We start from the raw sequence: 26,008 nt of genomic DNA, 5'->3' as shown, positions 1-26,008 counted from the left end.
ACAACGGAAAGATAACCTTGCTAAATTTTATAATTCCAATTGATTAACTATGAATTGTCCTTTATGATAACATATAACAAATTCAAGACAAGGAACATAATTCCAGTAAATGTCCGATATCGGACATTATTAGCCAAAATGTCAAGTATTCTGTGTAAGGGGGAGATGTGCATGAATGTTATACGATCAGATAGACGTATTTATAAGACAAGACAACATATTACCAGCGCATTCTTGTCGCTTTGTGAGAGGAAGGCGTTCGGGACCATTGTCGTGAGGGATATTACAGATGCTGCGGATATTAGCCGATCCACCTTTTATACCCATTATCAAGACAAGTACGATCTTCTAGAACAAATCATGAAAGATGAGCTTGCCGAAATTTCAGATTTGTACGAAAGCAATAAATCGCAAATATTGGGCTATATGCCGCATCACGAAGTTCCCGACCCCTACTTCCTGCTGCTATTCGAGCACATGTCCGTGAATGCACACATGTATCGCGTACTGTTATTTCATTTGCCCGATTCGTGCTTTGGCGACCGTATGATTGAAGCGGTCCAGCATACGATAGGTCAGCGGATCGACAGCAATCGAATGGATCAGAAGCAGCCTATTCCATTGGATATTTTATTGGGAAGCATGGCCACTTGGATCGTAGGGATTGTCCTGAGCTGGTTTAAACAAGGGATGATTTATTCTCCTAATTATATGGCCATTCAATTAAGCAGAATAGCTTCAATGGGTTTTTATCAAGCGATGAGCTTAAAGGTGTGCAATTGAATGAATTCTGTTTGTTTTGCTGAAATAACTGGTCAATCATATCTAATTTGTCCGAAAAGCTTCATTCTACTTGTTTTTGTTTGTTGACCTTGCTTTGCTCAATGGATAAGATAAAACTAATACCTGAGTTAATTCATCGGAATTATTGAAATTCAGCGAAGGTAGGAGTGAGCACGTGAGAGGCGAAAGATTTATTAAAAGTTTACAAGATGGTCGAACGGTATGGCTAAATGGCAGTAAAGTCACCCAGCTCGAAACGCACCCGGCTTTTCGCGGAACATTACTGACGATACGCAGTCTTTTTGATTCGCTTGACGATCCAGAGCTTCGAGATCAGGTTGGTTATCGGATCAAGGGGAGGGAAGCTTACGTTCACAGTTCCTTTCTTGTTCCCTATACGCCTGATCAGCTCGCGCGGAGAAGTCAATCCTTCGCCTTTTGGTCCAAAGCATGCAACGGTATGATGAGCAGGCTCTCTGATTATGCCCGTTCATTCATAACCGGCTGGTATGCTGCGCGCAACGAACTGGATCGGTTGGAGCCTGGATTTGCGCAAAAAATTACAGCATACTATGAATCGGCCAGGGACAACGATCTGTTTTTGACGACAGCCATTATTGATCCGCAAATCGACAGATCGAGCGGATTAGACGATAGCCGAATCGCATCGCGTTTCCTGCATGTGGTTAAGGAGACTAGCGAGGGCATTGTCGTCAGAGGAGCCAAGATGATTGCGACTGGTGCTCCGTATACGCATGACTTCGTTATTTTCTCTTTCCTCAAATTAGAACAAGCTCATCGCGAGCATGCCCATGTCCTCATTGTGCCAGCGAATTCTGCAGGTCTTCATATCGTTTGCCGGCAGTCGTATGCAAGCGATAAAGCACATGATTATCCGCTTAGCGCCAGATATGACGAGATGGATGCCGTTTTGTTCTTCGACGATGTCTTGATTCCGTGGGAACGTGTACTCATGTTCGGCGACGCCGAAAAAGTGATGGCGTTAAGGGCGAACACAACGGCAAACGCACTGGCTTTTCATCAAAATGTCGTGCGTTATATTGCGAAGCTTGAATTTATAACGGGTGTCACGTTTGCTGTTGCAGAAGCGATTGGTGTAGGCGGATTTCTCCACATTCAAGAAAAGCTAGGCGAATTATTAACGCAAATCGATACGATCAAAGCGCTTGTCATTGCCTCTGAAACGCAAGCCAAATTTGATGAGAACGGTGTGTTGATTCCGGAGTTATCCTACATAAACACAGCCAGAAATATTGGAACAAGGTTCTATCCGCGTGCTGTTGAAATTTTACAGCAGATTGGTGGTGGAGGATTTGTTCAAGTCCCCTCCAGTATCGAAGATTTCTATGGCACAATTTCTGAGCTAATGAGCGAATATTTCGAGGGAGCCACAGTCAGCGCCGAGAAAAAGGTTCAATTGTTCAAACTTGCATGGGATCTGGTGGGAAGCCCGCTTGGATCCAGACACGAGCTGTATGAGAGATTTTATGCCGGCGACCCTGTGCGGGGATTTGCCAACCAGTATTTGACGCACGATAAAGAAAGTTTGACCGCTCCAATTTGGCAGCTGATTAAAGATTCCGCCAAGCGGGGAGCTGTAAACGGAAGTTAGTGTATGCCTAACTGTCAGCCGGACAACCGGAGACCTTTTGCCCAATGTGGCTATCGGTCTCCTTTTTATTTATAAGAAAGGATGGAAATGAAAATGGAAGTTTTTTGGTTTATACCGACACATGGCGATGGACGCTATTTGGGAACAGGCGAGGGAGCAAGAGAGGTGGATTTGGATTATGCCACCCAGATTGCCAAGGCAGCTGATACGCTTGGATTCAGCGGCGTTTTGCTGCCAACCGGAAGATCATGCGAGGATGCTTGGGTAACAGCTTCCGCGCTAATCCCAGCTACTAAGCGGTTAAAGTTTCTCGTAGCCCTGCGGCCAGGACTTATGTCACCGACGCTATCGGCCAGGATGGCGGCCACTTTCGACAGGCTTTCCCAAGGAAGACTGCTTATTAATATCGTCTCCGGCGGAGATACCTCTGAAGCAAGAGGCGATGGGCTTTTGCTGGATCATGATACACGCTATGAGCTTACCGATGAATATCTGACGATCTGGAGACAGCTTATGCAGGGACAACAAGTTAATTTCGATGGGGATCATATCACGGTGGAGCAGGCGAAAATTTTATATCCGCCCATTCAAGCGCCGTATCCGCCGTTATATTTTGGAGGCTCATCGCCGATTGCGCAACAAATCGCTGCAGATCATGTTGATGTCTATCTAACATGGGGAGAGACTCCCCCACAAGTTAAAGAGAAAGTGGAAGCCGTTCGAGAGCTCGCTGCGAAGCAAGGAAGGAAAGTTCGCTTCGGGATAAGGCTTCATGTCATTGTCCGGGAAACGGAAGCAGAAGCTTGGGCTGCCGCAAACCGTTTAATTTCCAACTTGGATGACTCAACAATTGCCAAAGCGCAAGCAGCTTTCGCAAAAATGGATTCCGTCGGACAACGGCGGATGTCAGAGCTGCATGGAGGAGATCGCAGTAAGCTGGAAATCAGCCCTAATCTCTGGGCGGGTGTCGGCCTCGTCAGAGGGGGAGCAGGAACGGCATTGGTCGGAGATCCGGATACCATTGCCGAGCGCATGTTGGAGTATCGCGAGCTGGGCATTGAAACGTTTATTATGTCCGGATATCCTCACTTGGAAGAAGCCTTCCGGGTCGAAGAACTGTTATTTCCGAAGCTTCCGCTTAGTAAGAGAGAAGCACCGAAAGAAAAGTATGCGTTCGTAAGTCCATTCGGCGAGATGGTGGCAAATGATATTTTGCCTAATGAGGAGAACCGGTCAGTCGCATCCTCTTGAATGCTGTAGTACCGCAAAGATCAGGAATAAGGAGGAGCAGTATGGGAATTACGGAAGGATTGTGGGGAAGCGGCCCATCGGGTAACTACACGAGTCTGGCTCAGCATTTCCGGCCAGCCTTTCAACGAATTCGCGAAGGGGCTGTTCATCGGGAGCTGGACCGTAAACTTCTGTTCGAAGAAATTGGGTGGCTAAGGGAGTGTGGATTCGGGGCACTCCGTTTATCGCAGGAGGAAGGCGGGTTCGGTGCTACGCTTCCGGAATTGTTTAGTCTGTTGATTGAATTGTCAGAAGCGGATTCCAATTTGACGCAAGCTCTGCGGATTCATTTCGGGTTCGTGGAAAGGATATTGCACTTGCCGGATGGAGAACGAAGGCAGCGATGGTTAAGACGCATCGCGAACGGCGCGATCGTTGGGAATGCTCTAACAGAGATCGGAGATAACAAGGTGGGTAGCTACGCAACCACCTTATCCGAGACAGAGGATCGCTTGCTTTTGAATGGAACCAAATTTTATTCAACAGGAACACTTTATGCCGATTGGATCGTCGTTAGTGCGACGTTTGATGAAGACGACATTGTGTCGGCTATGGTGCCGGCTGCCGCAGAAGGGGTCGACATCGTCGATGATTGGGCAGGCTTCGGACAAACGCTGACCGGCAGCGGCACGACGAGGTTCGTGGATACACCGGTCGAGAGAGAGGATGTATTTCCCCGAGAAACATATACGAAGTATGGCACGGCATTCGCTCAAATGGTTCATCTTTCCACACTGGCAGGCATAGCGAGGGCGGCGGCAAGGGATGTTGCGGCAGCGGTCGCCGAACGGCGGAGAACATATTCGCACGCATCAGCGGCCAGGGCAGGCGATGATCCACAGGTGCTGCAAGTTGCGGGGCGCGTGCACAGTCAGGCGTACGCTGTTGGCGCGATCGTACTGAAGGCGGCTGAGGCCGTGCAGCGAGCATGCGATGCTCAGTCGTTGGATGATACCGGGTACGCCGATCATGCGAACGTCGAAGCGGAGGTGGAAGTGGCTCAAGCGCAGACGGTCGTCGCGAAGCTGACACTTGAGGCCACGGCAGCCATTTTCGATGCGCTTGGCGCCTCGGCCACAGCTCGATCGAAGGGGCTTGATCGTTATTGGCGGAACGCCCGGACGATCGCTTCACATAATCCCTTGATTTATAAAGAACGAATTGTCGGCGATTACGCTGTTAACGGGACGCGCCCGCCATTCGCATGGCAAACCGGAATAGGTGTACCCTTGAGCACCGACCAGACAACTGTGGACAACGACGTTCGGCTGATGCCGCAGTCCTAGTCTCTTTTTCAACATACAAATTTCAGATCAAAGGAGTGGTAAAAACAAGATGAAAAAACTAAGCCTACTCACCACAATGTTCGTTATCCTTGCCCTCACGTTCCTTCTTGCAGCTTGCTCGAAGACGGACACGGCCGGCACGAACACTGCGGCTCAGCCTGATGCAGGCTCGAAAGCTGCTGCAACAGCGAATCCAGAGGATAAAGTGATTCACCATGTCATGAGTGATGCCGGGTTCAACGGCGAGATTGTCAAAATTTTAAAAGCCGAATTAGCGAAGGACGGCTATACGCTTGACCACGTTATCGTGAATGACATTATTCAACCTAATAAAATTGTTAACGACGGCCAAGCCGATACGAATTCGTTCCAGCATGAGGCGTATTTTGATCAATTCGTGAAAGACCAAGGTCTCAAGAACGTCTCGAGAGCTTTTTACACAACCTTCACCCCTTCAGGCTTGTACTCGAAGAAATACAAGTCTTTCAAAGAGGTTCCAGACGGCGCCCTTATCGGTATTCCCGTCGATCCTGCCAACAACGGACGTGCGCTATTCATGCTTCGCGATCTGGGGCTCTTGAAATTGAAAGACGGCGTGGATGTCATTCATGCGACGCTTAAAGATATTACGGATAATCCCCATAAGTATAAATTTAAGGAAGTCGATCAATTGATGCTGCAGAGGACGCTAGACGACGTAGATGTAGGCTTCCTGTTTGCCGGTACCGCGGTTCAGATTGGTTATAAACCGAAACAGGACGCTCTGGCATTGGAGACGGGGAAAGACCTGCCTTATAAAGGCATTGTGGCAGTGAATAACAAGCTGATAGGCACTCCTAAAGTCAAAGCGCTGCAAAAAGCTTATGAGAGCCAGGCTGTCAAAGATTTTTATAAGGAAAAATACGGAGACGCCATTGAATTATTGGATGGTTTGAACAAATAACGAAGGGGAGTGCGTGTCATGATCACCCTGCAAAATATAAGCAAAACGTTCACAACGGCCGGAGGACCGCTACATGCGGTATCCTCCGCTTCACTCCAAATTGAGCAAGGCGATATTTATGGATTGATCGGGTTCAGCGGAGCGGGCAAATCGACGCTGCTGCGAACGATTAACCTGCTGGAGCGGCCGGACGAAGGCAGTGTCCTTGTCGACGGCGAGGAATTGACGAAGCTGACGCTGCGGGAGCTGCGAAAGAAAAGGCTTTCGATCGGCATGATCTTTCAGCATTTCAATTTGCTTAACAATCTGACTGTGTATGACAATGTGAGCTTCCCGCTTGAAATTGCCAAGGTGCCAAAGGCCGAACGGCAGAAACGCATCGAGAGCTGCCTCGAAACCGTCGGCTTATCCGACAAGGCCAAGGCGTACCCGGCCAAGCTGAGCGGAGGGCAGAAGCAACGGGTCGCGATCGCGAGAGCGCTGGCTAACAATCCGAAGATTTTGTTGTGCGACGAGCCGACTTCTTCCGTCGATCCGCAGACGACAGGCAGCATTTTGGCAGCGCTGAAGGAAATTAACCGCAAGCTCGGCATTACTATCGTCATCGTCACGCATGAGATGAACGTTGTGAAAGCAATTTGCAGTAAAGTGGCGGTCATGGAGCATGGGAAAATTGTGGAGAAATTTGATTTGAGCGAGAAAAATATCGTGCCGCAATCCAACATCGCACAGTATTTGTTCAACAACGAGATTTCGTTGGAAAGGGAACTGGAGGCCCACTATGTTTGATAACATCGCGACTGCTTGGCCTGAGCTTATTCAAGCGTTGCTTGAGACGCTTTACATGCTGATTTTGACCATTCCAATTGCCGTCGCCATCGGCACGCCGCTTGGGACGATTTTGTTCCTGACTCGGCCGGATTCCTTCCTGAAATGGCCGAAATTCTACCTCATTCTTAACGGATTCGTTAACCTGATACGTTCGTTTCCTTTTCTTATTCTAATGATCGCCATCATTCCGTTTACTCGGCTTGTCGTCGGTACGGCGCTTGGCACCACAGCAGCCACCGTGCCAATGATTATTAATGCTGTACCCTATTTTGCCAGATTTATTGAGCAAATTTTGCTCGATGTCAATCGAGGTGTGGTTGAAGCAGCTGAGTCGATGGGGGCAAACAAATTCCAGATCGTTTGGAAGGTTTTATACACGGAAGCCCGTTCCGGTATTGCGAACGCCGTTACGATTGTCACCGTGAGCTTCCTTTCCTATTCAACGGTTGCAGGACTTGTCGGTGGCGGGGGGATCGGTGACTTCGCCATCCGCTACGGATATTACCGGTATCAAACCGATGTGATGTTCGTTACGATCGTCATTATGGTGTTGTTTGTACAGGTTTTTCAATTCACAGGAAATTATATTGTACGCAAATTGGATAAACGATTGTAAGCAAGGGGGAATCAGCATGCCTAAGAAAATCCACCTGAATGCCTTCGAAATGAACTGCGTCGGGCATATTGCGCACGGCTTATGGCGGCATCCCGATAGCAACCGGCATCGCTACACAGATATCCGTTATTGGACGGAGCTGGCGGAATTGCTGGAACGAGGGAAGTTTGACGCCTTATTTTTGGCTGATGTCGTCGGGGTATACGATGTCTATAAACAAGGACCGGAGACGGCGATTCGTGAGGCCGTGCAAATTCCTTGCAACGACCCGTTCCTCGTCATCCCGCCAATGGCGCTTGCCACCAAGCATCTGGCCTTCGCTGTCACCTTTTCTACAACCTACGAGAAGCCATTCGGTCATGCGAGACGGATGTCGACGCTAGATCACTTAACGAAGGGCAGAATCGCTTGGAACGTCGTGACTTCTTACTTGCCTAGCGCTGCACGTAATTTCGGTTTGGATCAGATGATCAAACATGATGACCGTTACGAGATTGCGGAGGAGTATTTGGATGTTTCCTATAAGCTTTGGGAAGGCAGCTGGGAAGATGATGCGGTCATTCGTGATGTCGAAAACGGCGTCTACACGGACCCGGACAAAGTGCATCTCATTAATCATGAAGGCAAATTTTTTAAAGTTCCCGGACCGCACTTAAGCGAACCTTCCATCCAGCGGACGCCCGTTATTTATCAGGCGGGCAGCTCATCTCGCGGTCGCACGTTTGCAGCGAAGCATGCGGAAGCCGTCTTTCTTGGCGGGGGGAACATTCAGGCGCTGAAACGGTATGCCCAGGATATTCGTGCACAAGCAGCGGCCTTTGGCCGTAACCCGGAACATATTAAACTGATGACCGGTTTACTGGCTATTGTAGGACGTACACAAGAGGAAGCGTGGACGAAGTTCGAAAGCTTTCAAAAGCTGTATAGTTTGGAAGGCGTGCTGGCTCATTACGGCGGGGGAAGCGGTTTCGATTTATCTGCGTACGACCCGGAAGACGTACTGGCTTACACAGAAACGGATCATGGGCAGACGGCTGCCGCACAATTCACGAAGGATAGCCCGCGTCCGAAGAAAGTCCGTGAAGTCATGGAAACGTTAGGGACGTTTGGCGGACGGGGACTGTTCGTCGTCGGGACGCCGGAAGAGGTAGCCGATAAGATGCAATTCTGGATAGAAGAGACGGGGATCGACGGGTTTAACGTCACGCAGATCGTCTCGCCGGACACACTGCGGGATTTTGTGGAGCTTGTCATTCCTGAACTGCAGCGCAGAAGATTGTTTCGGGAAGAATATGAGGAATCGACGCTTCGTGAACGTTTGTTTGGGTCCGGCGTTCAGAGATTGCCTGAAGATCATCCGGGCGCCGTCTACCGTAAACAGCCTACTTTGACCTAATAGGAGGATAAGTATGTCAATAAATATAGATGCTATACGCCAGGCGGCGCCTGCCGTTCCGAGTGCCATTGAGCTTGCCTATGCGCTAGGAGAGCTGCCATTCGATTTGCGGCGAAGAGGCATCCCGGTCCTGCGGGACTCTGGATCCGGCAGTCTTCGCCTAAAGTTGGAGGCAGAGAACGCATATGATCTCCGAATGGAGCAAGCGGCGGTTGTGCTTCAGAGGTTCGCCTTAGGCGATGACATCCGCATGATCGGACTTCAGCTTCAGGAACGGCGCCATGTCATTCTCGTGCCTTCGGCATCGCCGCTGCGAACAATAGCCGATTTAAAGGGGGTCAAACTAGGGATAGCTGTGAACCATAACCCAGATAACAGCATTCGGACACTCGATGCGGCAAAGACTGTAAACGTTGCGCTGCATAAGGCGGGAATCCCGACAGGAGGTCCGAAGTGGGTGGAAATTCATCACGACCGTGCATCGGACGGACCCCCCGCCGGGAGGAGAGATCTCACTGCTCTGCTGAACAAAGAAGTGGCTGCCGTATATACCGATGAGATCCTATCCGCAGAGTCTCGACAATTGCTGGGGATTCGTGAGCTGGAAGGCTTCTTCTCCCATTCTGCTGAACTGTCCGTTCTGACTGTCTCAGCAGGATGGATTCGAGAGCGTCCTCAGGAGGTCGAGCGCTTGCTCGCCCATTTATCCTTGGCCTCTGTCTGGGCAGTCGAGAATCGCACCGAAGCGCATCGTTTCGCAGCTAGGCAGCTTGGCGTGTCCGAGAATGCGATCCCTTTTATTTTCTCCGAGCGGCTGCATCTGCAGTTCGGAATAAGCGTTACGGACGATAAGTGGAGCAGGCTCGTTAATCTCAAGAAGGAGATGCAAGAGAATGGAAGTCTGAAAGGCGAGTTCTCTCTGGATGAAACGCTGGCTTTGACAACCATACATAACGCGCAATTACTAGCAGATAACGGAGAAGTGGAGCCTCCACAGAGGGAGCCGCTTTCGCAATTTGCGGAGCGCGATCTGCCGCGCTCCTTTTTCGATGAGAGACGCCCGGCTCACTTGCTTCAAGGCGACGAGGATGCATTGGCTGCGGCACGCTTGTTCGCGGAGGAAATCCGGCCCGGAGCCTCAGCTCGGGACCGCGGACGCAAGCTGCCTCTGCAAGAGGTGCAGCGTTTGGCGGAGCTTGGCTTGCTTGGACTCGTCGTGCCGAAGGCGTATGGCGGACCGGGTGTATCCACCCGAACGCTCGTGGATATCTTTAAAATCATTTCACACGCAGACGGCTCCATTGGTCAAATTCCGCAAAACCACCACTTTTTTGTGAAAACGATAGAGTTGATTGGAAGTGAGGAGCAGAAAAACTTTTTCTTTCGAGAGGTTTTGAATGGCGCCCAGTTTGGGAACGGTTTAGCGGAACGCAGCAGCAAGGGGGCCAGAAAGATTGCGACAACCATTCGCAAACGGGAAGGAGAGGATGGCTTCGAATTAAACGGCAATAAGTATTATTCGACGGGGGCGCTCTATTCGCACTGGATTCCTGTTACTGCACTAAATGAGGACGAACAAAGGATGACCGCTTTCGTCCCGAGACATGCGCCAGGAGTTACTGTGCTTGACGATTGGTCCGGGATCGGCCAGCGGACGACGGCGAGCGGCAGTGTTGTGCTTCGCAATGTGAGAGTGCCGGACAACTATTTGCTGCCCCACTACCAAATATTCGAGGGTCCCCAATATTTCTCTCCATTCGGGCAGATCATGCATGCCGCGATTGACATCGGGATTGCGCAGGCAGCTTTGGAGGACGCAGCCTCTTTCGTTCGCGATCATACGCGTCCGACTTACGGGAGCGGCTTGGCGCGCGCAAGCGAGGAACCTGACCTCATCCGCCGGTTTGGCGAGCTCGGCATTCGCCTTCAAGCGGCGGAAGCCTTGCTGGACCGGGCCGCGGATGCAATCGATCATGCGCGCGAGGTGTTGAATACGGAAACCGCCGGCCGGGCTGCATTGACGGTTGATTCAGCCAAATGGCTCATAACGGAAACCGCGATCGAGATCACCAACGCACTTTTCGAAGTTGCGGGTACTTCTTCCATGGATCGCAAATATAATTACGACCGCCATTGGCGCAACATTCGCATTCATACGCTGCACGATCCGGCTCGACTAAAACTGCATCACGTCGGAAAGTGGTTTCTTCATGGGGTTTACCATGAATACAAAATATAATGGTGACGGAGCAAGGAGGGAAACCGCGGGCTATGGGAAAGCGAATCATTATGAACGCATTCGATATGAACAGCGCGATGCACAATTCACACGGGTTATGGAAACATCCGGACAATGAAAGACATCGCTATACGGACTTGGCATACTGGGCGGAGATGGCCCGTCTGCTTGAACGCGGAAAGTTTGACGCGCTGTTTCTTGCAGATGTCGTCGGCATCTATGATGTTTATAAGACGAGCCGCGATCCGGCGATCAGAGATGCCGTTCAAGTGCCGTTAAACGATCCGGCACTCATTGTTCCGGCGATGGCGAGTGTCACGGAGAATCTGAGCTTTGCCGTAACGGTGACGACAACGTATGAGCATCCATATGCACATGCCAGACGATTCACTACACTCGATCATCTGACTCGTGGCAGGATCGCTTGGAATATCGTGACTTCCTATCTGCCGAATGCAGCTTTGAATCACGGTCTGGATAAAATGATTATGCACGACGACCGGTATGAGTTGGCCGATGAATTTCTGGAAGTCGCCTATAAGCTGTGGGAAGGCAGCTGGGAAGATGACGCAGTGGTGCGAGATACGGAACGGGGCGTATACTCGGAACCTGGCAAGGTACACCTTATTAATCACGAAGGCCGGTTCTTTCGTGTACCGGGGCCTCATCTAAGCGAGCCCTCCTTGCAGCGTACCCCTGTGCTTTATCAAGCGGGAAGCTCAGAAAGAGGGCGGGCGTTCGCAGCTAAGCATGCGGAATGCGTTTTTGTAGGCGGCAACTCAAAGGAATCGCTTAAAGCCAACATTCAAGACATAAGGAACCAAGCAGAGCAACTAGGCAGGGATCCGCAGCGTATCAAAATGTTTACCGGTTTGAACGTCATCGTCGGAGACACACAGGAGGAAGCCGAAGCGAAGCTGCAGGAATACGCCGGCTTGTGGAGCCCGGAAGCGGCTCTTGCACAATTCGGCGGTTCTAGCGGATATGACTTATCCGCCTATGATCCTGATTCATATTTGGCATACAGAGCGACGGACCATGGCCAGAGTCGGGCTGCCCAATTTACCAAGCATGTCCAGAATCGTCTTACCGTTAAGGAAGTAATGGAACGTATCGGGACGTTGGATAACCGGCAAGGGCGGTTGCTCGTGGGAACGCCAGGTCAAATCGCCGATTACATGCAAGAGCAGGTCGAGGAGACGGGACTGGACGGTTTTAATCTCGCGCATCTGATTACGCCAGGGAGCTTGCGAGAATTTGTTGATCAAGTCGTACCCGAGCTGCAGCGCCGGGGCGTCTACCAATCCGAGTATGAACAGGGTACACTGAGGGAGAAGCTGTTCGGAGCGGGAAACCGCTCGCTCCCGGCTGATCACCCTGCAGCGCAGTACAGGAAAAGCATTGAACATACGAATTAGCACGAAGGAGGCAAGCGGATTAGATGAGGTATAAAACGGTTGGAAAAACGGGTATACAAGTTTCGGAACTTTGCTTCGGAACGATGTCCTTTGGCGGCAACGCTGACAGGGAAACCTCCAAACAATTGTTCCACCGCTGTTTGGATAAAGGCATTAACTTCTTCGATACGGCCGACGTCTACAGCGGCGGGGCGGCAGAGCAAATCTTGGGGGAGCTCATCGAAGGTAAGCGTGACGAGTTGGTTCTTACGTCCAAGGTGGGCTTCCCGTTCGGCACCGACCCCAATGCACGCGGAGCTTCGCGGAGACATTTGTTCCTATCGGTAGAACAAAGCTTGAAGCGGCTCCGTACGGACCGCATTGAATTTTATTTCATTCACCGATTTGATTCGCTGACCTCGATCGAGGAAACTGTGCGAGCTTTGGACGACTTGCGCCGTCAAGGGAAAATCTTGTATCCCGCCGTCAGTAATTGGGCTGCTTGGCAGATTGCGAAGGCGCTCGGCATTTCAGCCAAAGAAGGGTTGGCGGGCTTTGAACTGATTCAGCCTATGTACAATCTCGTCAAGCGGCAAGCCGAAGTCGAGATTTTGCCGTTGGCGGAAGCCGAGAAGCTTGGGGTTATCAGTTACAGCCCGCTTGGCGGGGGACTGTTGACAGGAAAGTACGGAATAGGCAAAAGGCCATCTTCCGGCAGGCTTGTGGAACAGAGCAACTATACGAAGCGTTACGGTGACGATACTTATTATGATATTGCTGATAGATTCGCAGTCTATTCCCGTGAGAAGGGTGTTCATCCTGCTACATTGGCTGTTGCTTGGGTTCTTAGCAACCCGGCGATTACGTCGCCGATTATAGGTGCACGCAGCGTGGAACAGTTAGAGCCATCTCTGGCTGCGGTGGATCTGGACTTCACGAAGGAATGGCGGAATGAAATTACAGCGTTATCGATCGATCCTCCACTAGCAACCGATCGAAGCGAAGAGGCATCAGGAGGCAGGTAAATCGCAGCGCGCTTTACTACGAACGATTAACGCAGGAAAATGGAAACAAACAAATACACATTTGAGCAGATTCAAAGGAATTTGGATGCGCTGCCCGCATCTTTTGCATGAATTCAGTGAAAAACTATCCTCAAGAGGATAGTTTTTTTCTCATAAAAGATGATTAATAATAAATCTATTGAAAATCTTATTATTCCAAGTATAATACTAGGTATAAGAGTTGATTTTGTATTTTGGCTTGAAATAAGTTGTGGAACAATCCGGATAGCTTTGATATGATGAATGAAAAGCTTTTCATGACTTATTTGACAGGTGAATGAGATGAAATCAACGATTAAAGATGTAGCCAGAATGGCGAACGTCTCTATAAGTACTGTTTCCAGAGTTTTAAATAATCCTGATATTGTGGCGAAAGACAAGCGCGATAACATTCTGGATGCGATCAAACAATTGAATTACACACCAAATGCCTTGGCTCGCGGATTAATTCACAAGCGTACTCAGACTTTAGGTGTCCTGATTCCTGATATCTCCAATTTGTTTTATGCTGAGCTAATCAAAGGGATGGAAGATGCCGCGCATCAGAGCGGCAATAATTTGATTATCTGCAACACCGATAATAATCAGGATCGGAAGAACTCCAGCTTCAAGGTATTAAGCGAGAAACAGATCGACGGTATCGTCTTAACCAGTGAGCCGGTCTATCCAGACAGCTATGAGATGTTCAAGCAACTAGGTGTACCGATTGTTCTGGCGGCTACCCATAGCTTGGAGTATGAGATACCTTCCGTGAAGGTCAACGATGAGCTGGCGGCATTTGATGCAGCTGAATATCTGATCCGCAGAGGGCACCGTCAGATTGGCATGATCAGCGGTTCAATGCTGGATCCAATCTCAGGACTTCCAAGGATTCAAGGATTTCTCAGGGCCTTGCGGGCACATGGCATTGATCTTGATCCGGAGAAATGTATTGAGCATGGAAACTATCATTTTAATGACGGGTACGAGGCTATGAAGAGATTACATAAGAAATTTCCAGGAATGACCGCTGTATTCGCAACTAGTGATGAGCGTGCTATCGGGTGTATCTCTTATCTGCATGAAAACAAAATCAAAGTGCCTGACGACATATCGGTTATCGGGTTTGATAACACCAGGATAGCCGGGATGTCTTTTCCGAAATTGACGGCTGTTGCTCAGCCTCTGCATGAAATGGGACAATTCGTTATCCGTAAGCTGGATCGTTTAATTAATGGAGAGTCCTTGGAAGAGCTGAGAACCTATATGGCACATTGGATTGTAGAACGGGAAACCGTATGTGATTTAAAGAAGTAAATCATGATTTTCAGGTTGGGGATTCAGTTTGAACTGAATCTCAGCATTTTCTGAAAAGCTTTTCAGAGATTTGGAAGGCAAGTAACTTATTCATTAGGAGGTTATAAATATGTTGAAAAAAGTAACGAATACGGTTCTTTTATTGTCGCTCAGTGTGGCCATTAGCGCCTGCGGAAGCAGCACACCTGGCAATCAATCCGATTCCTCCAAAGATCAACCGAAGGAAACTAATAAAGCGGCAGAATCGCAAACACCTACGAATGAAAAAGTGAAAATCATTTTTAGCCAAGGTGCTGATCAAACAGAGGGCACCAAGAAGCTGATCGCCGCATTCCAAGCGAAGCACCCGAATATTGAGGTAGAGGTTCGAGAGTTTCCGAATGATTCCTCGCAAATGCATGATCAGCTTGTCACGATATTGGGTGGAAAATCTGCCGAGGTGGATGTAGTCAATCTTGACGTCGTGTGGCCTGCGGAATTTGCACAGGCAGGGTTTCTACTGCCGCTCGATCGCTTCATTCAAGAAGATAAAATTGAAACGAGCAAATATTTAAAAGGCGGCATTGATGCGGGATATTTTAACGGCCAGCAGTGGGCGCTCCCTCGATATAATAACGCAGGGTTATTATACTACCGGAAAGATATCGTGAAAGAAGTGCCCAAAACATGGGACGACTTGTTAAAGCAGGCCGATCAGCTCAAAGGTCAAGGCGGCACGAAATATGGCTTTGTCACTCAGGGGAAGCAATATGAAGGTTTAGCTGTAGGCTTCACCGAGCTTGTAGCTGCATATGGCGGGAAAATTATTGATGAGAAAGGTAATGTAGCAGTGAATAGTCCGGAGACGCTCAAAGGATTGAAAAAACTTGTTGAAATTGCCAAGTCACCTACAGTTCCCTCGAACCTGAATACGTTCACTGAAAAAGAAACCTTAAATGCCTTCATTGAGGGCAGTGCGGTGTTTGCCCGCCATTGGCCGGCCTTGTATGCACAGGCAAACGATCCGAAGGTTTCTAAAGTAGTAGGAAACGTAGGGATTGCTCCACTGCCCGCGGGTGATGCCAAATCTGCAGCTGCACTAGGCGGATGGCTGGCTGCAATTAACAAGTATTCCAAGCATCCTAAGGAAGCATGGGAATTTTTGAAATTCGCTGTCAGCGCCGAAGGGGAGAAGATCATTGCGGTAAACAGCACGCAAACGCCAACCTATTTGCCCCTGTTTGATGATGCCGACGTGCAAAAGGCAAGCCCGTTATTTGCCAATCGTGATTTCGTCAATGGTCTAGGAAGTGCGATCCCGCGTACGATAACACCTCAATACGCCAAAATCTCTGGTGTGATTCAAGTAGAGGTATCTAAGGCTATCGCGGGCGAGCAGACGCCGGAACAGACGCTTGCCAATTTGGAAACCCAAATTAAACAAGCCGTTGGGAAATAACACACACGGAAGAGTGGGGTCTTACTGTATAGGTCGGCCCCTTCTTATCCTTTCGTTACCGCACGATGTGACTAAGGCAGGTGAGAACCCGGATGTTCAACAGCAGCAAAAACAGTAAAAAAACAAAAGAAGCCCGACTTGCTTATGTATTGATCTTGCCAGCTGCCTTATTGATAGCGGCAATCGCGATATGGCCTGTGCTGCGCTCTGTGTGGATCAGTTTATACGATATCCGCTTGAATGACCCAACGCGAAGTGAAATTCATACCACATATGCACTAGATATGGAGAAGTATACGCAGACCTTTCCCATTTTGCTAAGAACGATCGACAAAGAAGCCGAAGCAAGTACTGAAATACATACGCAGCTGGAGCCGCTAAAGCAGAAAGTGAACCAGATTAGAGAGGAACTTGAGGCGGATCCAGAGCTAAAAGCCAAGTATGAGCAAATTGACAGGCTTTTGTTTGATTTCAAGCCGGTTCCGGATGAATTGAAATACGTAGATCTGAATAATCAAAAGGCAGAGCGGATTCAAGCAGAGCTGGTCGATTTGCACGATCGTTTGGCACAACTTAAGGAAACTGGTGCGCTTCAACGCCCTGATGACCCCATTGGTTTAACCAATGCCCTTCAAGACGCATTCATGAAGCCGAACTTTGTTGGCTTGGCACATTACAAACGTTTCATGACAGATTCACGGCTCTGGCATGCGCTTGGAAATACTTCGCTTTTCACTGTATATGCGGTATCGATGGAGATGCTTTTCGGCCTGCTGATTGCTCTTCTCATCAATCGGTCGTTCCGCGGGAGAGGACTTGTACGGGCAGCTGTCTTAATTCCATGGGCGACACCAACCGCTATATCAGCGATGATCTGGCATTTCCTCTATGATGGACAGAATGGCGTCGTAGCTAAATTTTTTGCCGAAATCGGTGTGATTTCGGATATGAGTACGCTGCTTTCCACCAAACAAGGAGCACTTTTCTCTATTGTACTGGCTGATACATGGAAAACGGCACCTTTCGTTGCTTTACTGCTGCTTGCAGGCCTTCAGACGATCTCAAGCTCATTATACGAAGCTGCACAAATGGACGGGGCGAATAAGTGGGGGCAGTTCGTTCATATTACGTTACCCTCCCTTAAAACGACGTTCCTTGTCGCGCTCATGTTCCGTACGCTGGATGCGTTCCGTGTCTTTGACCTCATCTATGTGTTAACCGGAGGCGGACCGGCCAATGCTACGGAGTCGTTATCCATTTATGCCTACAAAACGATGTTTTCCGAGTTAGACTTTGGTGCAGGATCCGCACTGGCCGTCATTGTATTCATATGCATCGCTGTCATCTGTACCATTTATGTGAAAATATTGGGCGGTGACGTAGTTAGCAAACGCGGGGGGTAGAGCTAAATGACTAGAAGAGCGGGCCTGCCTTTTTACGCGGGCTTAATGGTTTTTGTAGGTATCGTTATTTTTCCATTTTTGTGGGTTTTTATCGCTTCTGTGAAACAGCCTCAGTTTTTATATGGTGTACATGCTTTCGATATATTTGTACCGGGTTATACGTTAGACAACTATATTCGAGTCTTTGTCAATCACCCGTTTGGGCGATTTTTGTTGAATAGCTTTGCTGTTGCCGGATTGAGCATGCTGTTTAGTTTATGCATCGCTTCGTTCGCCGCATATGCCATTGCTCGGCTTCATTTTTTCGGAAAATCCGTGTTTCTCGGCTTGTTATTAGCGGTATCCATGTTTCCTCAAATAGCAACCATCTCGCCTATATTTTTATTCATGCAAGCTACGGGCTTACGCAACACGTACTTAGGCTTAATTATCCCCTATACGACTTTTGCGCTGCCGTTATCTATTTGGTATATGACATCCTTTTTCACTAAAATTCCCTATGAGCTCGATGAAGCTGCTAAGGTGGACGGGGCCTCCATCCTGCAAACCTTTTGGAGAATCCTGCTTCCCTTGGCGTCTCCGGGACTTTTCACGACTGCTATCATTGTGTTCGTAGATGCTTGGCACGAATTCTTCTTTTCGTTAACGATCAATACGAAGGAAAGTATGATGACTGTGCCCGTCGGTATTGCCATGTTTCAGGGGGAGTTCACCTTCCCATGGGGAGAAATCTCAGCAGCTGCGATTGTCGTAACCGTACCGATTGTCCTCATGGTCCTGCTATTCCAGCGGCGCATCATCTCGGGTTTAACATCGGGCGCAGTAAAAGAATAACGACCCACAAAAAACAAAACACATGAAGGAGAGTAATCATGGAAAAACCGAATATTTTATTGATGATTTCACATGATACAGGCAGATACTTAGGCTGTTACGGTAAAACGGTAGAGACGCCAAATTTGGATGAACTGGCGAAAAAAGGCGTGCGCTTCGACCAATATTTTTGCCCGGCACCTCAGTGCAGTCCTAGTAGGGGAAGTATCATTACCGGATTGTACCCGCATAACCACGGGATGATTGGCTTGGCTCACCTTGGGTTTTCTATGAATCCTGATGTGGCTACGCTGCCCAAAGAGCTTCACAAACACGGATACGAAACCGCATTAATCGGCTTCAGCCATGAAACGATTGATGAACCGGATAGCAGACTCACTTCCTCGACCTATAAATTAGGATACGAACATGTATTGCCGGTTCCGGGTGATAGAGGGCCTGATGTGGCAAAGCGAGTGGTCCAATATTTAGAGGAAAAAGCAGCGTGTCAGGATATGCAACCTTTCTTTGCATCCGTCGGATTTTTTGAAACACACCGGGATTTCGATGAATATGAAGCAATCGCAGATCCGGTCGAGGAAGTAGTGCCTCCGCCTTATTTGCCTGACACACCTCAAGTCCGAGAGGATTTTGCGCTTCTACACGGATCGGTGAAAGTACTGGATCAAAGTATTGGGCAAATTCTAAGAGGGTTGAAGGATACGGGACTAAGCAAAAATACGCTGGTTATTTATACAACCGATCATGGCATTGCATTCCCAAGAGCAAAAGGCACTTTGATGGATGCAGGTTTGGAAACGGCCTTAGTCATGTACTATCCTGATCGTATTGAAGGTGGTAAGGTTGTTGATCAACTCTTATGTAATGTAGATTTAATGCCGACTCTTCTTGAATTCGCTGGAGCAGACGCACCGCAAGGCACCGATGGCAGCAGCTTTCTTTCTATCTTGGAGCAGGATGCAAGAAACGTACCGACTCGGGATCATTTCTTCTCGGAGCTCACGTGGCATGACCTGTATCACCCGATGAGGAGTATACGGACTGAGAAGTATAAATATATCCGAAATTTCGAGGATGGCCCGTCCGTTTATTTGCCGCTGGATATTCACCGGAGTCTCTCCGGGATTGTCGTAAGAGAACAATATTATGTCCCTAATGTTCCAGAGGAGCTGTATGATCTGGAGAAGGATCCGTTGGAAACGAGTAATTTGGTAGGTTTACCTGAGTATGAGGTCGTTCTTGAAGAGCTCAGATTAAAAGTTAGTGATTGGATGAAGGTTACGAAAGATCCGCTTTTGCAAGATGAGGTTGCGGGAATTGCAGCACCGGAATGGAAGGAACAGGTCGAAAATGGCTCCGCATACGCGTATAAAAAAAGGTCTAACTAAAATATAGTATAGTAATAACCCAAGATGAATAACCAAAAAGGGCGCTGAAATGCTGATATTCGGCTTGCCCCTTTTGGTTATTTTCGTTTATTGCAATAACGAAAATTTTCAAAAGTGAGAGCTGAGAGCATCTGCAGCGGTAAATGGCACACATTGATCGGCTGCCTTTTCCATCTACCAGGTGGTATGATGGAGTTGGGGGAGTCTACTGTGGAGACAGCTCAAAGAGAAGTTTATGAACAAACAGGACTCCAGGTAAGTATTCTTAAATTGATTGATGTTTTCTCAGAAAGAGAAAATTTTATAAAAACTCCCAATGGGGATGAATTTTACGTTGTTGTTACAGCTTATTGGACAAAACAATTTAGTGGTAATTTGAAAATTAATGATGCAGAATCCATGAGTTTGGAGTTTAAATAGGTATTGAAAAACTTCCTGAGAACATGCCGAGAAGTCACAGAGAAATAATAAATAATTACATAGCTTCGTTGAGCTAACGAAGAACTATAGCTTAATAACAGAAGGGGGTGCCGCTTGGCAGCCCTTTGCTCAATTAACGGCAGAGTTAAAAGGAAGGGGTGGTTTAATGAATGATATTGTGATTAGAGAAATAAATGAGTTTTTTCAGAAATTGAATTTCATGAAGGTTAATATCAATGGAAAAATTGTTTTCGAACATAAAAACGGATTCTATATGCTTACTAAAGGTGGAAATCACAGTTATTTTCTTGAATATGCAAAAACTGTTCAAGAAGCCCACAATAATTTTTATGAGGATGTAGAAGCATATTCTATAAAAGCTACTTCTGAAGATGAAATTATTAGAATTATTAAATGTGATATTGAAAAATGCATTCTTGATGATTGAACTAACGGCGAACTATAGCGTAATGACTAGGGAGCAGATCGCCACGCGGCAACTGCTCCCTGGTCGTGTTAAGCTAAAGGGCAGGATAATTGAATAGTTCATAATCGATTTCTCTCTGTTATATACTGAATTGGGGTGATAAAATGGGTGAAAATGGTGCAATTAAAATTCTTGCTTCTATGAGCGAAAACGATTTGGAATGGCTGAAAGAACAGTGGTTACAGTGGGGCGATGGAACCATGATAACCAAAGGGAAGAAGCATCATATTCAAGACTTGGATGCATTCATAGCCTGGGTCGATGATATACGAGTCGGTGCAGCTCCATACCGACTAGGTATAGATGATTGCGAGTTAATGAGTATTAATGCTACTGTACAAGGCATAGGTGTTGGGAGTAAATTACTTTCTACTGTGGAACAGACGGTAAAGCAATCGGGAAGAAATCGCATTTGGCTTATAACAACAAATGATAATGTGGATGCGTTAAAATTTTATCAACGACGTGGGTATCGAATAAAAACTATAAATCAAAACGCAGTTGACGAGGCTAGGAAACTGAAGCCAGCAATCCCCAAAGTGGGTTATTACGATATACCGATCCATGACGAAATTGAACTCGAAAAAATACTATGATTATTAAGCTATCGTAAGAACGATAGCTTAATAAGGCACCGCGGCAGCCGGCCATGATCGGCTGCCTTTTCCACGCTAACGGGCAGGATACTTCCAATATGTGTTAATATATAACTGTGTGTATTGAGGACCGAAATGAGGGATCGAAATGAAGTTTTATATAGCATCCAGTCTCAAAAACATACAAAACGTGCGTCATGTCGCTGATAATTTGAAAGCACGTGGTTTTCAACATACTTACGACTGGACAATACATTCGAATATAGACTCCATCACTAAACTCCGTAAAATTGGCCAAGAAGAAGTTTCAGGGGTTTTAGCTGCAGATGTTGTAATTGTCATGCTCCCAGCAGGCAAAGGGAGTCATGTCGAGTTAGGAATTGCTCTGGGAGCAGGAAAGAAAATCTTTTTATACTCCTCGACTAATGAACTAAATGAAATCGGAAACACATGTACTTTTTATCATGTAGATTCAGTTGAACAGAGGATTGGTTCCCTAGATGACTTGATAAATTCAGTCTGTCTTGAATACCAGTGCCATTGAGCTATGGGGAGAACATTAGTTCAACGCATCTAGGGCAACAGATTACTGTGCCAGGCAGTATTTATCACCCATTTCCATATTGGAGGCTTACAAATGATAAATGGAATTGAGGCATTCATTGTCGGAAGTGTTGATAACTTAGGAGCAGGACGTTGGAAAATAGCAGGGCGTGCTTGTGAAGTTATATGTGTAGGAGATATCTTAAGGTATGATTTAAGAAGTACTGCTGGTAATAACAAATTACAAGTTTTATCAGTAACATCCTACAATAAGGAACTGTCTACTATATACAAAATGATGACTGGATCTATATTGGTGAGTGGAGCCAAAGAAGATAATTTAGAAAGTGTAAAAATGTTGTTTTTGAGGGGTGTTGATAATGTATAAGTTCGTAAAAATGTTAGCATCCATATTAATTTTTGGGTCTATTTATTATATTGTGTTAAAAATAATACGTTTCCTAATTTTGGATCACCTAAATTTACGATTACAAGTTCAGAGTATAGTAGAGATATTTAGTTTATTTGTTATTGCAATTGCATCACTTATTCTAACAGTGACAATGTTAAGATATTTACTTCGTCAAAATCGAAATAATTAGTGTATTACTTCAAGCGTTACGCTAACGCAGAACGATAGTTCAACGAATAACAGGTTACTGTGATGAACGGTAGCCTGTTCCGCCATTGGGGAGTAATCTGCAATGGATATTTTGGAATGAGGTGATGAAGTGAGTTCTGTGGATTATTGTCGCCTTAATGGTAAAGAAGTTCATTATAATAGTATAAAAGAAATTACACCTCAGGGGCTATACTACATTGATGAAGGGGTTACACACTTTATTGATTTTATCGAGTGCAGAAGAAATTTTGTGAATTATGTGAATTCATCTAATGACTTTAATATAACGGATTTAAAAGAAATTGAATCGAAATGTGTTGCTTGGCGTTGTATGTTACAAATTGAATTTTTTAGTGAACCAAAAATAAAGATAATAATTCCATATAAAAAAACGCTTTGGGAGAGAATTTCTAAGCAAAACTCTCGTAAGTGTTCACGAATTTATTTAGGCTTACTAAATCGAATAAGAGACAATGGATGGTCAACTTTTGACTTGAGTTAGATGATGAGTCCCTAAACTAACGAGGAACTATAGTTGAGCAATCAGGGAGCAGATCGCCGCAGGCCGGCAAATGCTCCCTTTTTCATTGAACCAATGGGCAGTATTCGTCAATCGATTGCAGGTGAAATAGTAGTCTTAGCCGAATAATGAGAATATAACGTTGAACAAGTTGAAGGGTAGAATTATGATCAAAACGATAAGATTTATTTTTGCGGTTTGCATAATAACACTATTAGTGGGGTGTCAAAGTAGCGTGTCAGAAGATAGTTATTTTAATGATAGTGCTGATCGTCAGAACTTAGACTCCCTAGAAAAATCAGGAGTTGATCTTGCCCAAAAGCATAATGTCGATTTTCAAATCGCTATTAGAGATGAAATATCGGGTGAAAAAGTGAAACAAATGATGATGGGTAAAAATTTCGCGTGTTCTTTAGAAAAGGATTTTGAAGGCCATCAATGGACATGTACATGTTCACAAGAGATGCCATTAGAGTTGAATGCAATTGTAGAAATTCAAAAGATGATTAATAAAGAGGCCAAAAAATATGGTGGTTATTCTGATGGTTGGGGTGTTATGGTAAAACCATCTACTTCTTCTTAAAATAAGGAAGTAAACTGACGGGCGAACAAGGCTTTCTGTATGGTAGTACGTTACGCTGACGGGGAACTATAGCTCAATAAGACATCAGGACAGCGGGTCGTGATGATCGACTTCGTTTCCTGAACGATAGGAGGGTAAGAGTTTAGTGGATAGCACATCGATTCTTATAGAGTTTCTCTTAAAGAAATACATATCCGAAAAGATATCGACATTGAAAGTAATTGAACAACTGTCAGACGAAGATATCTTATGGACGCCCACCCCTGATAGTAACAGCATTGCCAATTTAGTGGCACACATTTGGGGAACAGTACATCAACGAATTGAAACTGCATTCTTTAATGTTCCAGATACAAGAGACAGAGATAAGGAATTTGATCGTGGTCTACAGCTGTCGAAAGCTCAAGCTTTGGAGCTCATTTCGAAATCTTTTGACCGCATCATTATGGTTCTGGAAAAAATAAGAGCGAAACCTGAACTTTTACTTGAACAACCTTATTTGAGCTTATCTCCACTGACGAATAGCGGAGTTGATAACCAAGCTACTGCCCTCGAAATGCTTCTGCATCAATTTAGACATTTGCCGGGTCACACAGCACAAATTACTTACATCGCCAAAATGAGGAAGGGGCATTTACTGTGCTAATATGCCTTAAATGATCATTTTTCGAAGCTCAATCATTGCGCTAACGGGGAACGATAGTCGAATAAAGAAATCTCGGCAGCCTGTCATTACGATGGGCTGCTGTTTCCGTGCTAACGGTCAGCAGGGAGTTTAGCGTTGGGGGCACTCTTCGATTAGGATTGACAGGCTAACATATTACGCTAAAGGATATTAATTATATTCAATGCGAGTGTTTGTTGATTTTTCACAAAATATGGAAGATAAAATATCCTCTTGAAGTATAATAATTACAGGATACTTTGGAGGTGAGCAAATGAGATTAAGTGTATTTCTTTTGTTAATTACTTTTATACTAACAGCTTGCACTGTAGATCCGCTGAAAGATAATGTAACAAAACAGGATATTAATATAATTAACTCCGTTGAAGGTATGAATGTTTACAGTCACCGTTATGATAACATGGATCGTGGTCATCATGAGTTCGATGGCTTCGATATTGTAGTCGATCAAACGTATTACAAATCAAATGATATTCAAAGAGGGGAAATCGTATTTTATAAAAATCCAAAGTTGGATAACTCCAAAATTAATTTGAGCGAGAATGAAATTTCAAGAATTATCGCCTTGCCTGGAGAGAAAATCCGCATTGATAAGGGTCAGATTTATATAGACAGAAGAAAACTTGATACCTTTTACGGGCAAGCACACAGACTTGGAATGAACATTGAAAAATTGCAGGAGGCAGCAAATCAATCTGATTTAGCCGATAGCATTCGTAATAATTTTAGTGATAATGCTAACGATATTTTAAAAAGCAAGGAAACAAATTTGAAAGAGATAAAGGTCCCTGACGAGCACTATTTTATCGTTGGCGACGATTGGTTTCGTAGTGCGGACAGCAGACATTTTGGAACAATCCCAAAAGATAATATACTGGGTATGGTTCTTGGTGTGGTGAAGAAATGAAGAAGGACATTTTTCGCGTACATCGAATAATACCTTACCTTTTTTCCAAGTTATCCGGAGCAGGCATTGCAACTTTTCTTTTCATTTTATTCATGTTCGTGAACACAGGTTTTGATATGTATAAAACTGTTGAGGATATTTTTCAGTTGAAACTTTTGCAGTTTTTCTATTTATATGGGATTGCCTGTTCCTTAGTGATTGACCTTATCGCATGGCTCATACCGAGGTTGGACAAATTAGGAAAAGCATTGCTATATGTCATTGCAGGATATGTCATTTTTATGGTAAATGGGTTCAACGCGCTTACGTTATTTGCTGGTACTGTAGGTGCTTTCTCTGCTCTCATTTTTTATGTTGGGACACAATGGTCGAAGCTGAAATCACCTGTTAAATACTCCTTTTCCATCGCTTTTCCGCTGCTGCTTGTCGTCGTTCTCAACATCGATTTAACTGTGAAGAATGGATGGACCGATAAAAGAACTAGTACATCTTTCGAAGCTAACTTTACCTATTTCAATGGAAAACATGAGATTCCAGTGGTAGTTCGAGAAGGTGAGACATTGTCATACTCAGTGGAGATTACGAATGCAGAACGAGGCGGCTACGGATATTCTCTTCTTGATGAAAATGGTAAAAATATCGGAGCACGAGAGAACATCAATGGTAGGCTAAAGTACAATGTGACAATAAAAAAGACTGCCCAATATCGGTTCGTTGTGGAAGGAAACGGTCTGCAAGGAGCGATAAAGGTGGAGTGGGCGATAGAGTAAAGAATATCGGGCACGGGCTTATGCTAAAGGGGAACGTT

Annotated in this window: 26 protein-coding genes; all 26 read left to right on the top strand. The window is 46.2% G+C overall.

The features are described from left to right. Positions 1-171 precede the first annotated feature (171 nt). The 26 genes from PUT07_RS21335 (at position 172) to PUT07_RS21210 (ending at position 25,970) form a co-directional block, all read left to right on the top strand. A complete protein-coding gene (locus tag PUT07_RS21335) occupies positions 172-783 on the top strand; it encodes a TetR/AcrR family transcriptional regulator (RefSeq protein ID WP_274470455.1) in 612 nt (203 codons plus the stop codon). Between the two features lie 175 nt (positions 784-958). Then, positions 959-2,416, top strand: a complete 1,458-nt coding sequence (locus tag PUT07_RS21330; RefSeq protein ID WP_274470454.1) for a 4-hydroxyphenylacetate 3-hydroxylase family protein — start codon at positions 959-961, stop codon at positions 2,414-2,416. A gap of 93 nt (positions 2,417-2,509) precedes the next feature. Next, positions 2,510-3,667 carry an FMNH2-dependent alkanesulfonate monooxygenase gene (ssuD, locus tag PUT07_RS21325; protein ID WP_274470452.1) on the top strand — a complete coding sequence of 386 codons (1,158 nt, stop codon included), beginning with the start codon at positions 2,510-2,512 and terminating at the stop codon, positions 3,665-3,667. Positions 3,668-3,708: 41 nt separating this feature from the next. Beyond that, complete coding sequence (locus tag PUT07_RS21320) at positions 3,709-4,992, top strand: acyl-CoA dehydrogenase family protein (RefSeq protein WP_274470451.1); 1,284 nt, start codon at positions 3,709-3,711, stop codon at positions 4,990-4,992. 49 nt (positions 4,993-5,041) lie between these two features. Further along, positions 5,042-5,935: a MetQ/NlpA family ABC transporter substrate-binding protein gene (locus PUT07_RS21315; protein ID WP_274470450.1), complete on the top strand. Its 894-nt coding sequence runs from the start codon at positions 5,042-5,044 to the stop codon at positions 5,933-5,935. An 18-nt stretch (positions 5,936-5,953) separates the two neighbouring features. Continuing rightward, positions 5,954-6,724, top strand: a complete 771-nt coding sequence (locus PUT07_RS21310; RefSeq protein ID WP_274470448.1) for a methionine ABC transporter ATP-binding protein — start codon at positions 5,954-5,956, stop codon at positions 6,722-6,724. Continuing rightward, positions 6,717-7,382, top strand: coding sequence for a methionine ABC transporter permease (locus PUT07_RS21305; protein WP_274470446.1), 666 nt, complete (start codon positions 6,717-6,719; stop codon positions 7,380-7,382). The genes PUT07_RS21310 and PUT07_RS21305 overlap by 8 nt, the downstream gene beginning before the upstream one ends. A 16-nt stretch (positions 7,383-7,398) precedes the next feature. Beyond that, the gene (locus PUT07_RS21300) at positions 7,399-8,778 is read left to right on the top strand and encodes an LLM class flavin-dependent oxidoreductase (protein ID WP_274470444.1); all 1,380 of its coding nucleotides are present in this window, start codon (positions 7,399-7,401) and stop codon (positions 8,776-8,778) included. Positions 8,779-8,791: 13 nt separating this feature from the next. Beyond that, positions 8,792-11,017 (top strand): SfnB family sulfur acquisition oxidoreductase, encoded by a 2,226-nt coding sequence (locus PUT07_RS21295; RefSeq protein ID WP_274470442.1) that lies wholly within the window; start codon positions 8,792-8,794, stop codon positions 11,015-11,017. A 32-nt stretch (positions 11,018-11,049) separates the two neighbouring features. Further along, positions 11,050-12,435 carry an LLM class flavin-dependent oxidoreductase gene (locus PUT07_RS21290; RefSeq protein ID WP_274470440.1) on the top strand — a complete coding sequence of 462 codons (1,386 nt, stop codon included), beginning with the start codon at positions 11,050-11,052 and terminating at the stop codon, positions 12,433-12,435. 23 nt (positions 12,436-12,458) lie between these two features. Beyond that, the gene (locus PUT07_RS21285; RefSeq protein WP_274470439.1) at positions 12,459-13,439 is read left to right on the top strand and encodes an aldo/keto reductase; all 981 of its coding nucleotides are present in this window, start codon (positions 12,459-12,461) and stop codon (positions 13,437-13,439) included. Positions 13,440-13,760: 321 nt separating this feature from the next. Beyond that, positions 13,761-14,774, top strand: coding sequence for a LacI family DNA-binding transcriptional regulator (locus PUT07_RS21280; protein WP_274470438.1), 1,014 nt, complete (start codon positions 13,761-13,763; stop codon positions 14,772-14,774). A gap of 109 nt (positions 14,775-14,883) precedes the next feature. Further along, positions 14,884-16,212, top strand: a complete 1,329-nt coding sequence (locus tag PUT07_RS21275) for an ABC transporter substrate-binding protein (RefSeq protein ID WP_274470437.1) — start codon at positions 14,884-14,886, stop codon at positions 16,210-16,212. Positions 16,213-16,304: 92 nt separating this feature from the next. Further along, on the top strand, positions 16,305-17,615 hold the full coding sequence (locus PUT07_RS21270) for a carbohydrate ABC transporter permease (RefSeq protein WP_274470436.1): 1,311 nt from the start codon (positions 16,305-16,307) through the stop codon (positions 17,613-17,615). A gap of 6 nt (positions 17,616-17,621) precedes the next feature. After that, the gene (locus tag PUT07_RS21265) at positions 17,622-18,449 is read left to right on the top strand and encodes a carbohydrate ABC transporter permease (protein ID WP_274470435.1); all 828 of its coding nucleotides are present in this window, start codon (positions 17,622-17,624) and stop codon (positions 18,447-18,449) included. 38 nt (positions 18,450-18,487) lie between these two features. Further along, positions 18,488-19,837, top strand: a complete 1,350-nt coding sequence (locus PUT07_RS21260; RefSeq protein ID WP_274470434.1) for a sulfatase family protein — start codon at positions 18,488-18,490, stop codon at positions 19,835-19,837. A 114-nt stretch (positions 19,838-19,951) separates the two neighbouring features. After that, complete coding sequence (locus tag PUT07_RS21255; protein ID WP_274470433.1) at positions 19,952-20,257, top strand: NUDIX domain-containing protein; 306 nt, start codon at positions 19,952-19,954, stop codon at positions 20,255-20,257. Positions 20,258-20,423: 166 nt separating this feature from the next. Then, a complete protein-coding gene (locus PUT07_RS21250) occupies positions 20,424-20,705 on the top strand; it encodes a hypothetical protein (RefSeq protein WP_274470432.1) in 282 nt (93 codons plus the stop codon). 143 nt (positions 20,706-20,848) lie between these two features. Further along, positions 20,849-21,340 carry a GNAT family N-acetyltransferase gene (locus PUT07_RS21245; RefSeq protein WP_274470431.1) on the top strand — a complete coding sequence of 164 codons (492 nt, stop codon included), beginning with the start codon at positions 20,849-20,851 and terminating at the stop codon, positions 21,338-21,340. A 148-nt stretch (positions 21,341-21,488) separates the two neighbouring features. Next, positions 21,489-21,884 (top strand): nucleoside 2-deoxyribosyltransferase, encoded by a 396-nt coding sequence (locus tag PUT07_RS21240; protein ID WP_274470430.1) that lies wholly within the window; start codon positions 21,489-21,491, stop codon positions 21,882-21,884. A gap of 93 nt (positions 21,885-21,977) precedes the next feature. Further along, positions 21,978-22,271 carry a hypothetical protein gene (locus PUT07_RS21235; RefSeq protein ID WP_274470429.1) on the top strand — a complete coding sequence of 98 codons (294 nt, stop codon included), beginning with the start codon at positions 21,978-21,980 and terminating at the stop codon, positions 22,269-22,271. A gap of 343 nt (positions 22,272-22,614) precedes the next feature. Beyond that, a complete protein-coding gene (locus tag PUT07_RS21230; protein ID WP_274470428.1) occupies positions 22,615-23,007 on the top strand; it encodes a hypothetical protein in 393 nt (130 codons plus the stop codon). Positions 23,008-23,191: 184 nt separating this feature from the next. Further along, positions 23,192-23,608 (top strand): ribonuclease E inhibitor RraB, encoded by a 417-nt coding sequence (locus PUT07_RS21225; RefSeq protein ID WP_274470427.1) that lies wholly within the window; start codon positions 23,192-23,194, stop codon positions 23,606-23,608. Between the two features lie 145 nt (positions 23,609-23,753). Beyond that, entirely contained in the window at positions 23,754-24,254 is a 501-nt protein-coding gene (locus tag PUT07_RS21220) for a DUF1572 family protein (RefSeq protein WP_274470426.1), read from the top strand. A 292-nt stretch (positions 24,255-24,546) separates the two neighbouring features. Next, positions 24,547-25,200, top strand: a complete 654-nt coding sequence (gene lepB, locus PUT07_RS21215; protein ID WP_274470424.1) for a signal peptidase I — start codon at positions 24,547-24,549, stop codon at positions 25,198-25,200. Beyond that, on the top strand, positions 25,197-25,970 hold the full coding sequence (locus tag PUT07_RS21210; protein WP_274470423.1) for a hypothetical protein: 774 nt from the start codon (positions 25,197-25,199) through the stop codon (positions 25,968-25,970). Before lepB ends, PUT07_RS21210 begins: the two co-directional genes overlap by 4 nt. Positions 25,971-26,008 lie beyond the last annotated feature (38 nt).

This window comes from Paenibacillus sp. MAHUQ-63, assembly GCF_028765165.1.
Taxonomy (GTDB): Bacteria; Bacillota; Bacilli; order Paenibacillales; family NBRC-103111; genus Paenibacillus_E.
Note: the sequence above shows the minus strand (reverse complement) of the source record. Positions and strands in the feature narration are given on the sequence as shown.

Coding starts and splice junctions, on each gene's coding strand:
- PUT07_RS21270 (WP_274470436.1), top strand. CDS start 16,305: ATGTTCAACAGCAGCAAAAACAGTAAAAAAACAAAAGAAGCCCGACTT.
- PUT07_RS21280 (WP_274470438.1), top strand. CDS start 13,761: ATGAAATCAACGATTAAAGATGTAGCCAGAATGGCGAACGTCTCTATA.
- ssuD (WP_274470452.1), top strand. CDS start 2,510: ATGGAAGTTTTTTGGTTTATACCGACACATGGCGATGGACGCTATTTG.
- PUT07_RS21285 (WP_274470439.1), top strand. CDS start 12,459: ATGAGGTATAAAACGGTTGGAAAAACGGGTATACAAGTTTCGGAACTT.
- PUT07_RS21245 (WP_274470431.1), top strand. CDS start 20,849: ATGGGTGAAAATGGTGCAATTAAAATTCTTGCTTCTATGAGCGAAAAC.
- PUT07_RS21260 (WP_274470434.1), top strand. CDS start 18,488: ATGGAAAAACCGAATATTTTATTGATGATTTCACATGATACAGGCAGA.
- PUT07_RS21265 (WP_274470435.1), top strand. CDS start 17,622: ATGACTAGAAGAGCGGGCCTGCCTTTTTACGCGGGCTTAATGGTTTTT.
- PUT07_RS21320 (WP_274470451.1), top strand. CDS start 3,709: ATGGGAATTACGGAAGGATTGTGGGGAAGCGGCCCATCGGGTAACTAC.
- PUT07_RS21335 (WP_274470455.1), top strand. CDS start 172: ATGAATGTTATACGATCAGATAGACGTATTTATAAGACAAGACAACAT.
- PUT07_RS21310 (WP_274470448.1), top strand. CDS start 5,954: ATGATCACCCTGCAAAATATAAGCAAAACGTTCACAACGGCCGGAGGA.
- PUT07_RS21250 (WP_274470432.1), top strand. CDS start 20,424: ATGAATGATATTGTGATTAGAGAAATAAATGAGTTTTTTCAGAAATTG.
- PUT07_RS21315 (WP_274470450.1), top strand. CDS start 5,042: ATGAAAAAACTAAGCCTACTCACCACAATGTTCGTTATCCTTGCCCTC.
- PUT07_RS21210 (WP_274470423.1), top strand. CDS start 25,197: ATGAAGAAGGACATTTTTCGCGTACATCGAATAATACCTTACCTTTTT.
- PUT07_RS21225 (WP_274470427.1), top strand. CDS start 23,192: ATGATCAAAACGATAAGATTTATTTTTGCGGTTTGCATAATAACACTA.
- PUT07_RS21275 (WP_274470437.1), top strand. CDS start 14,884: ATGTTGAAAAAAGTAACGAATACGGTTCTTTTATTGTCGCTCAGTGTG.
- PUT07_RS21300 (WP_274470444.1), top strand. CDS start 7,399: ATGCCTAAGAAAATCCACCTGAATGCCTTCGAAATGAACTGCGTCGGG.
- PUT07_RS21240 (WP_274470430.1), top strand. CDS start 21,489: ATGAAGTTTTATATAGCATCCAGTCTCAAAAACATACAAAACGTGCGT.
- lepB (WP_274470424.1), top strand. CDS start 24,547: ATGAGATTAAGTGTATTTCTTTTGTTAATTACTTTTATACTAACAGCT.
- PUT07_RS21305 (WP_274470446.1), top strand. CDS start 6,717: ATGTTTGATAACATCGCGACTGCTTGGCCTGAGCTTATTCAAGCGTTG.
- PUT07_RS21295 (WP_274470442.1), top strand. CDS start 8,792: ATGTCAATAAATATAGATGCTATACGCCAGGCGGCGCCTGCCGTTCCG.
- PUT07_RS21235 (WP_274470429.1), top strand. CDS start 21,978: ATGATAAATGGAATTGAGGCATTCATTGTCGGAAGTGTTGATAACTTA.
- PUT07_RS21290 (WP_274470440.1), top strand. CDS start 11,050: ATGGGAAAGCGAATCATTATGAACGCATTCGATATGAACAGCGCGATG.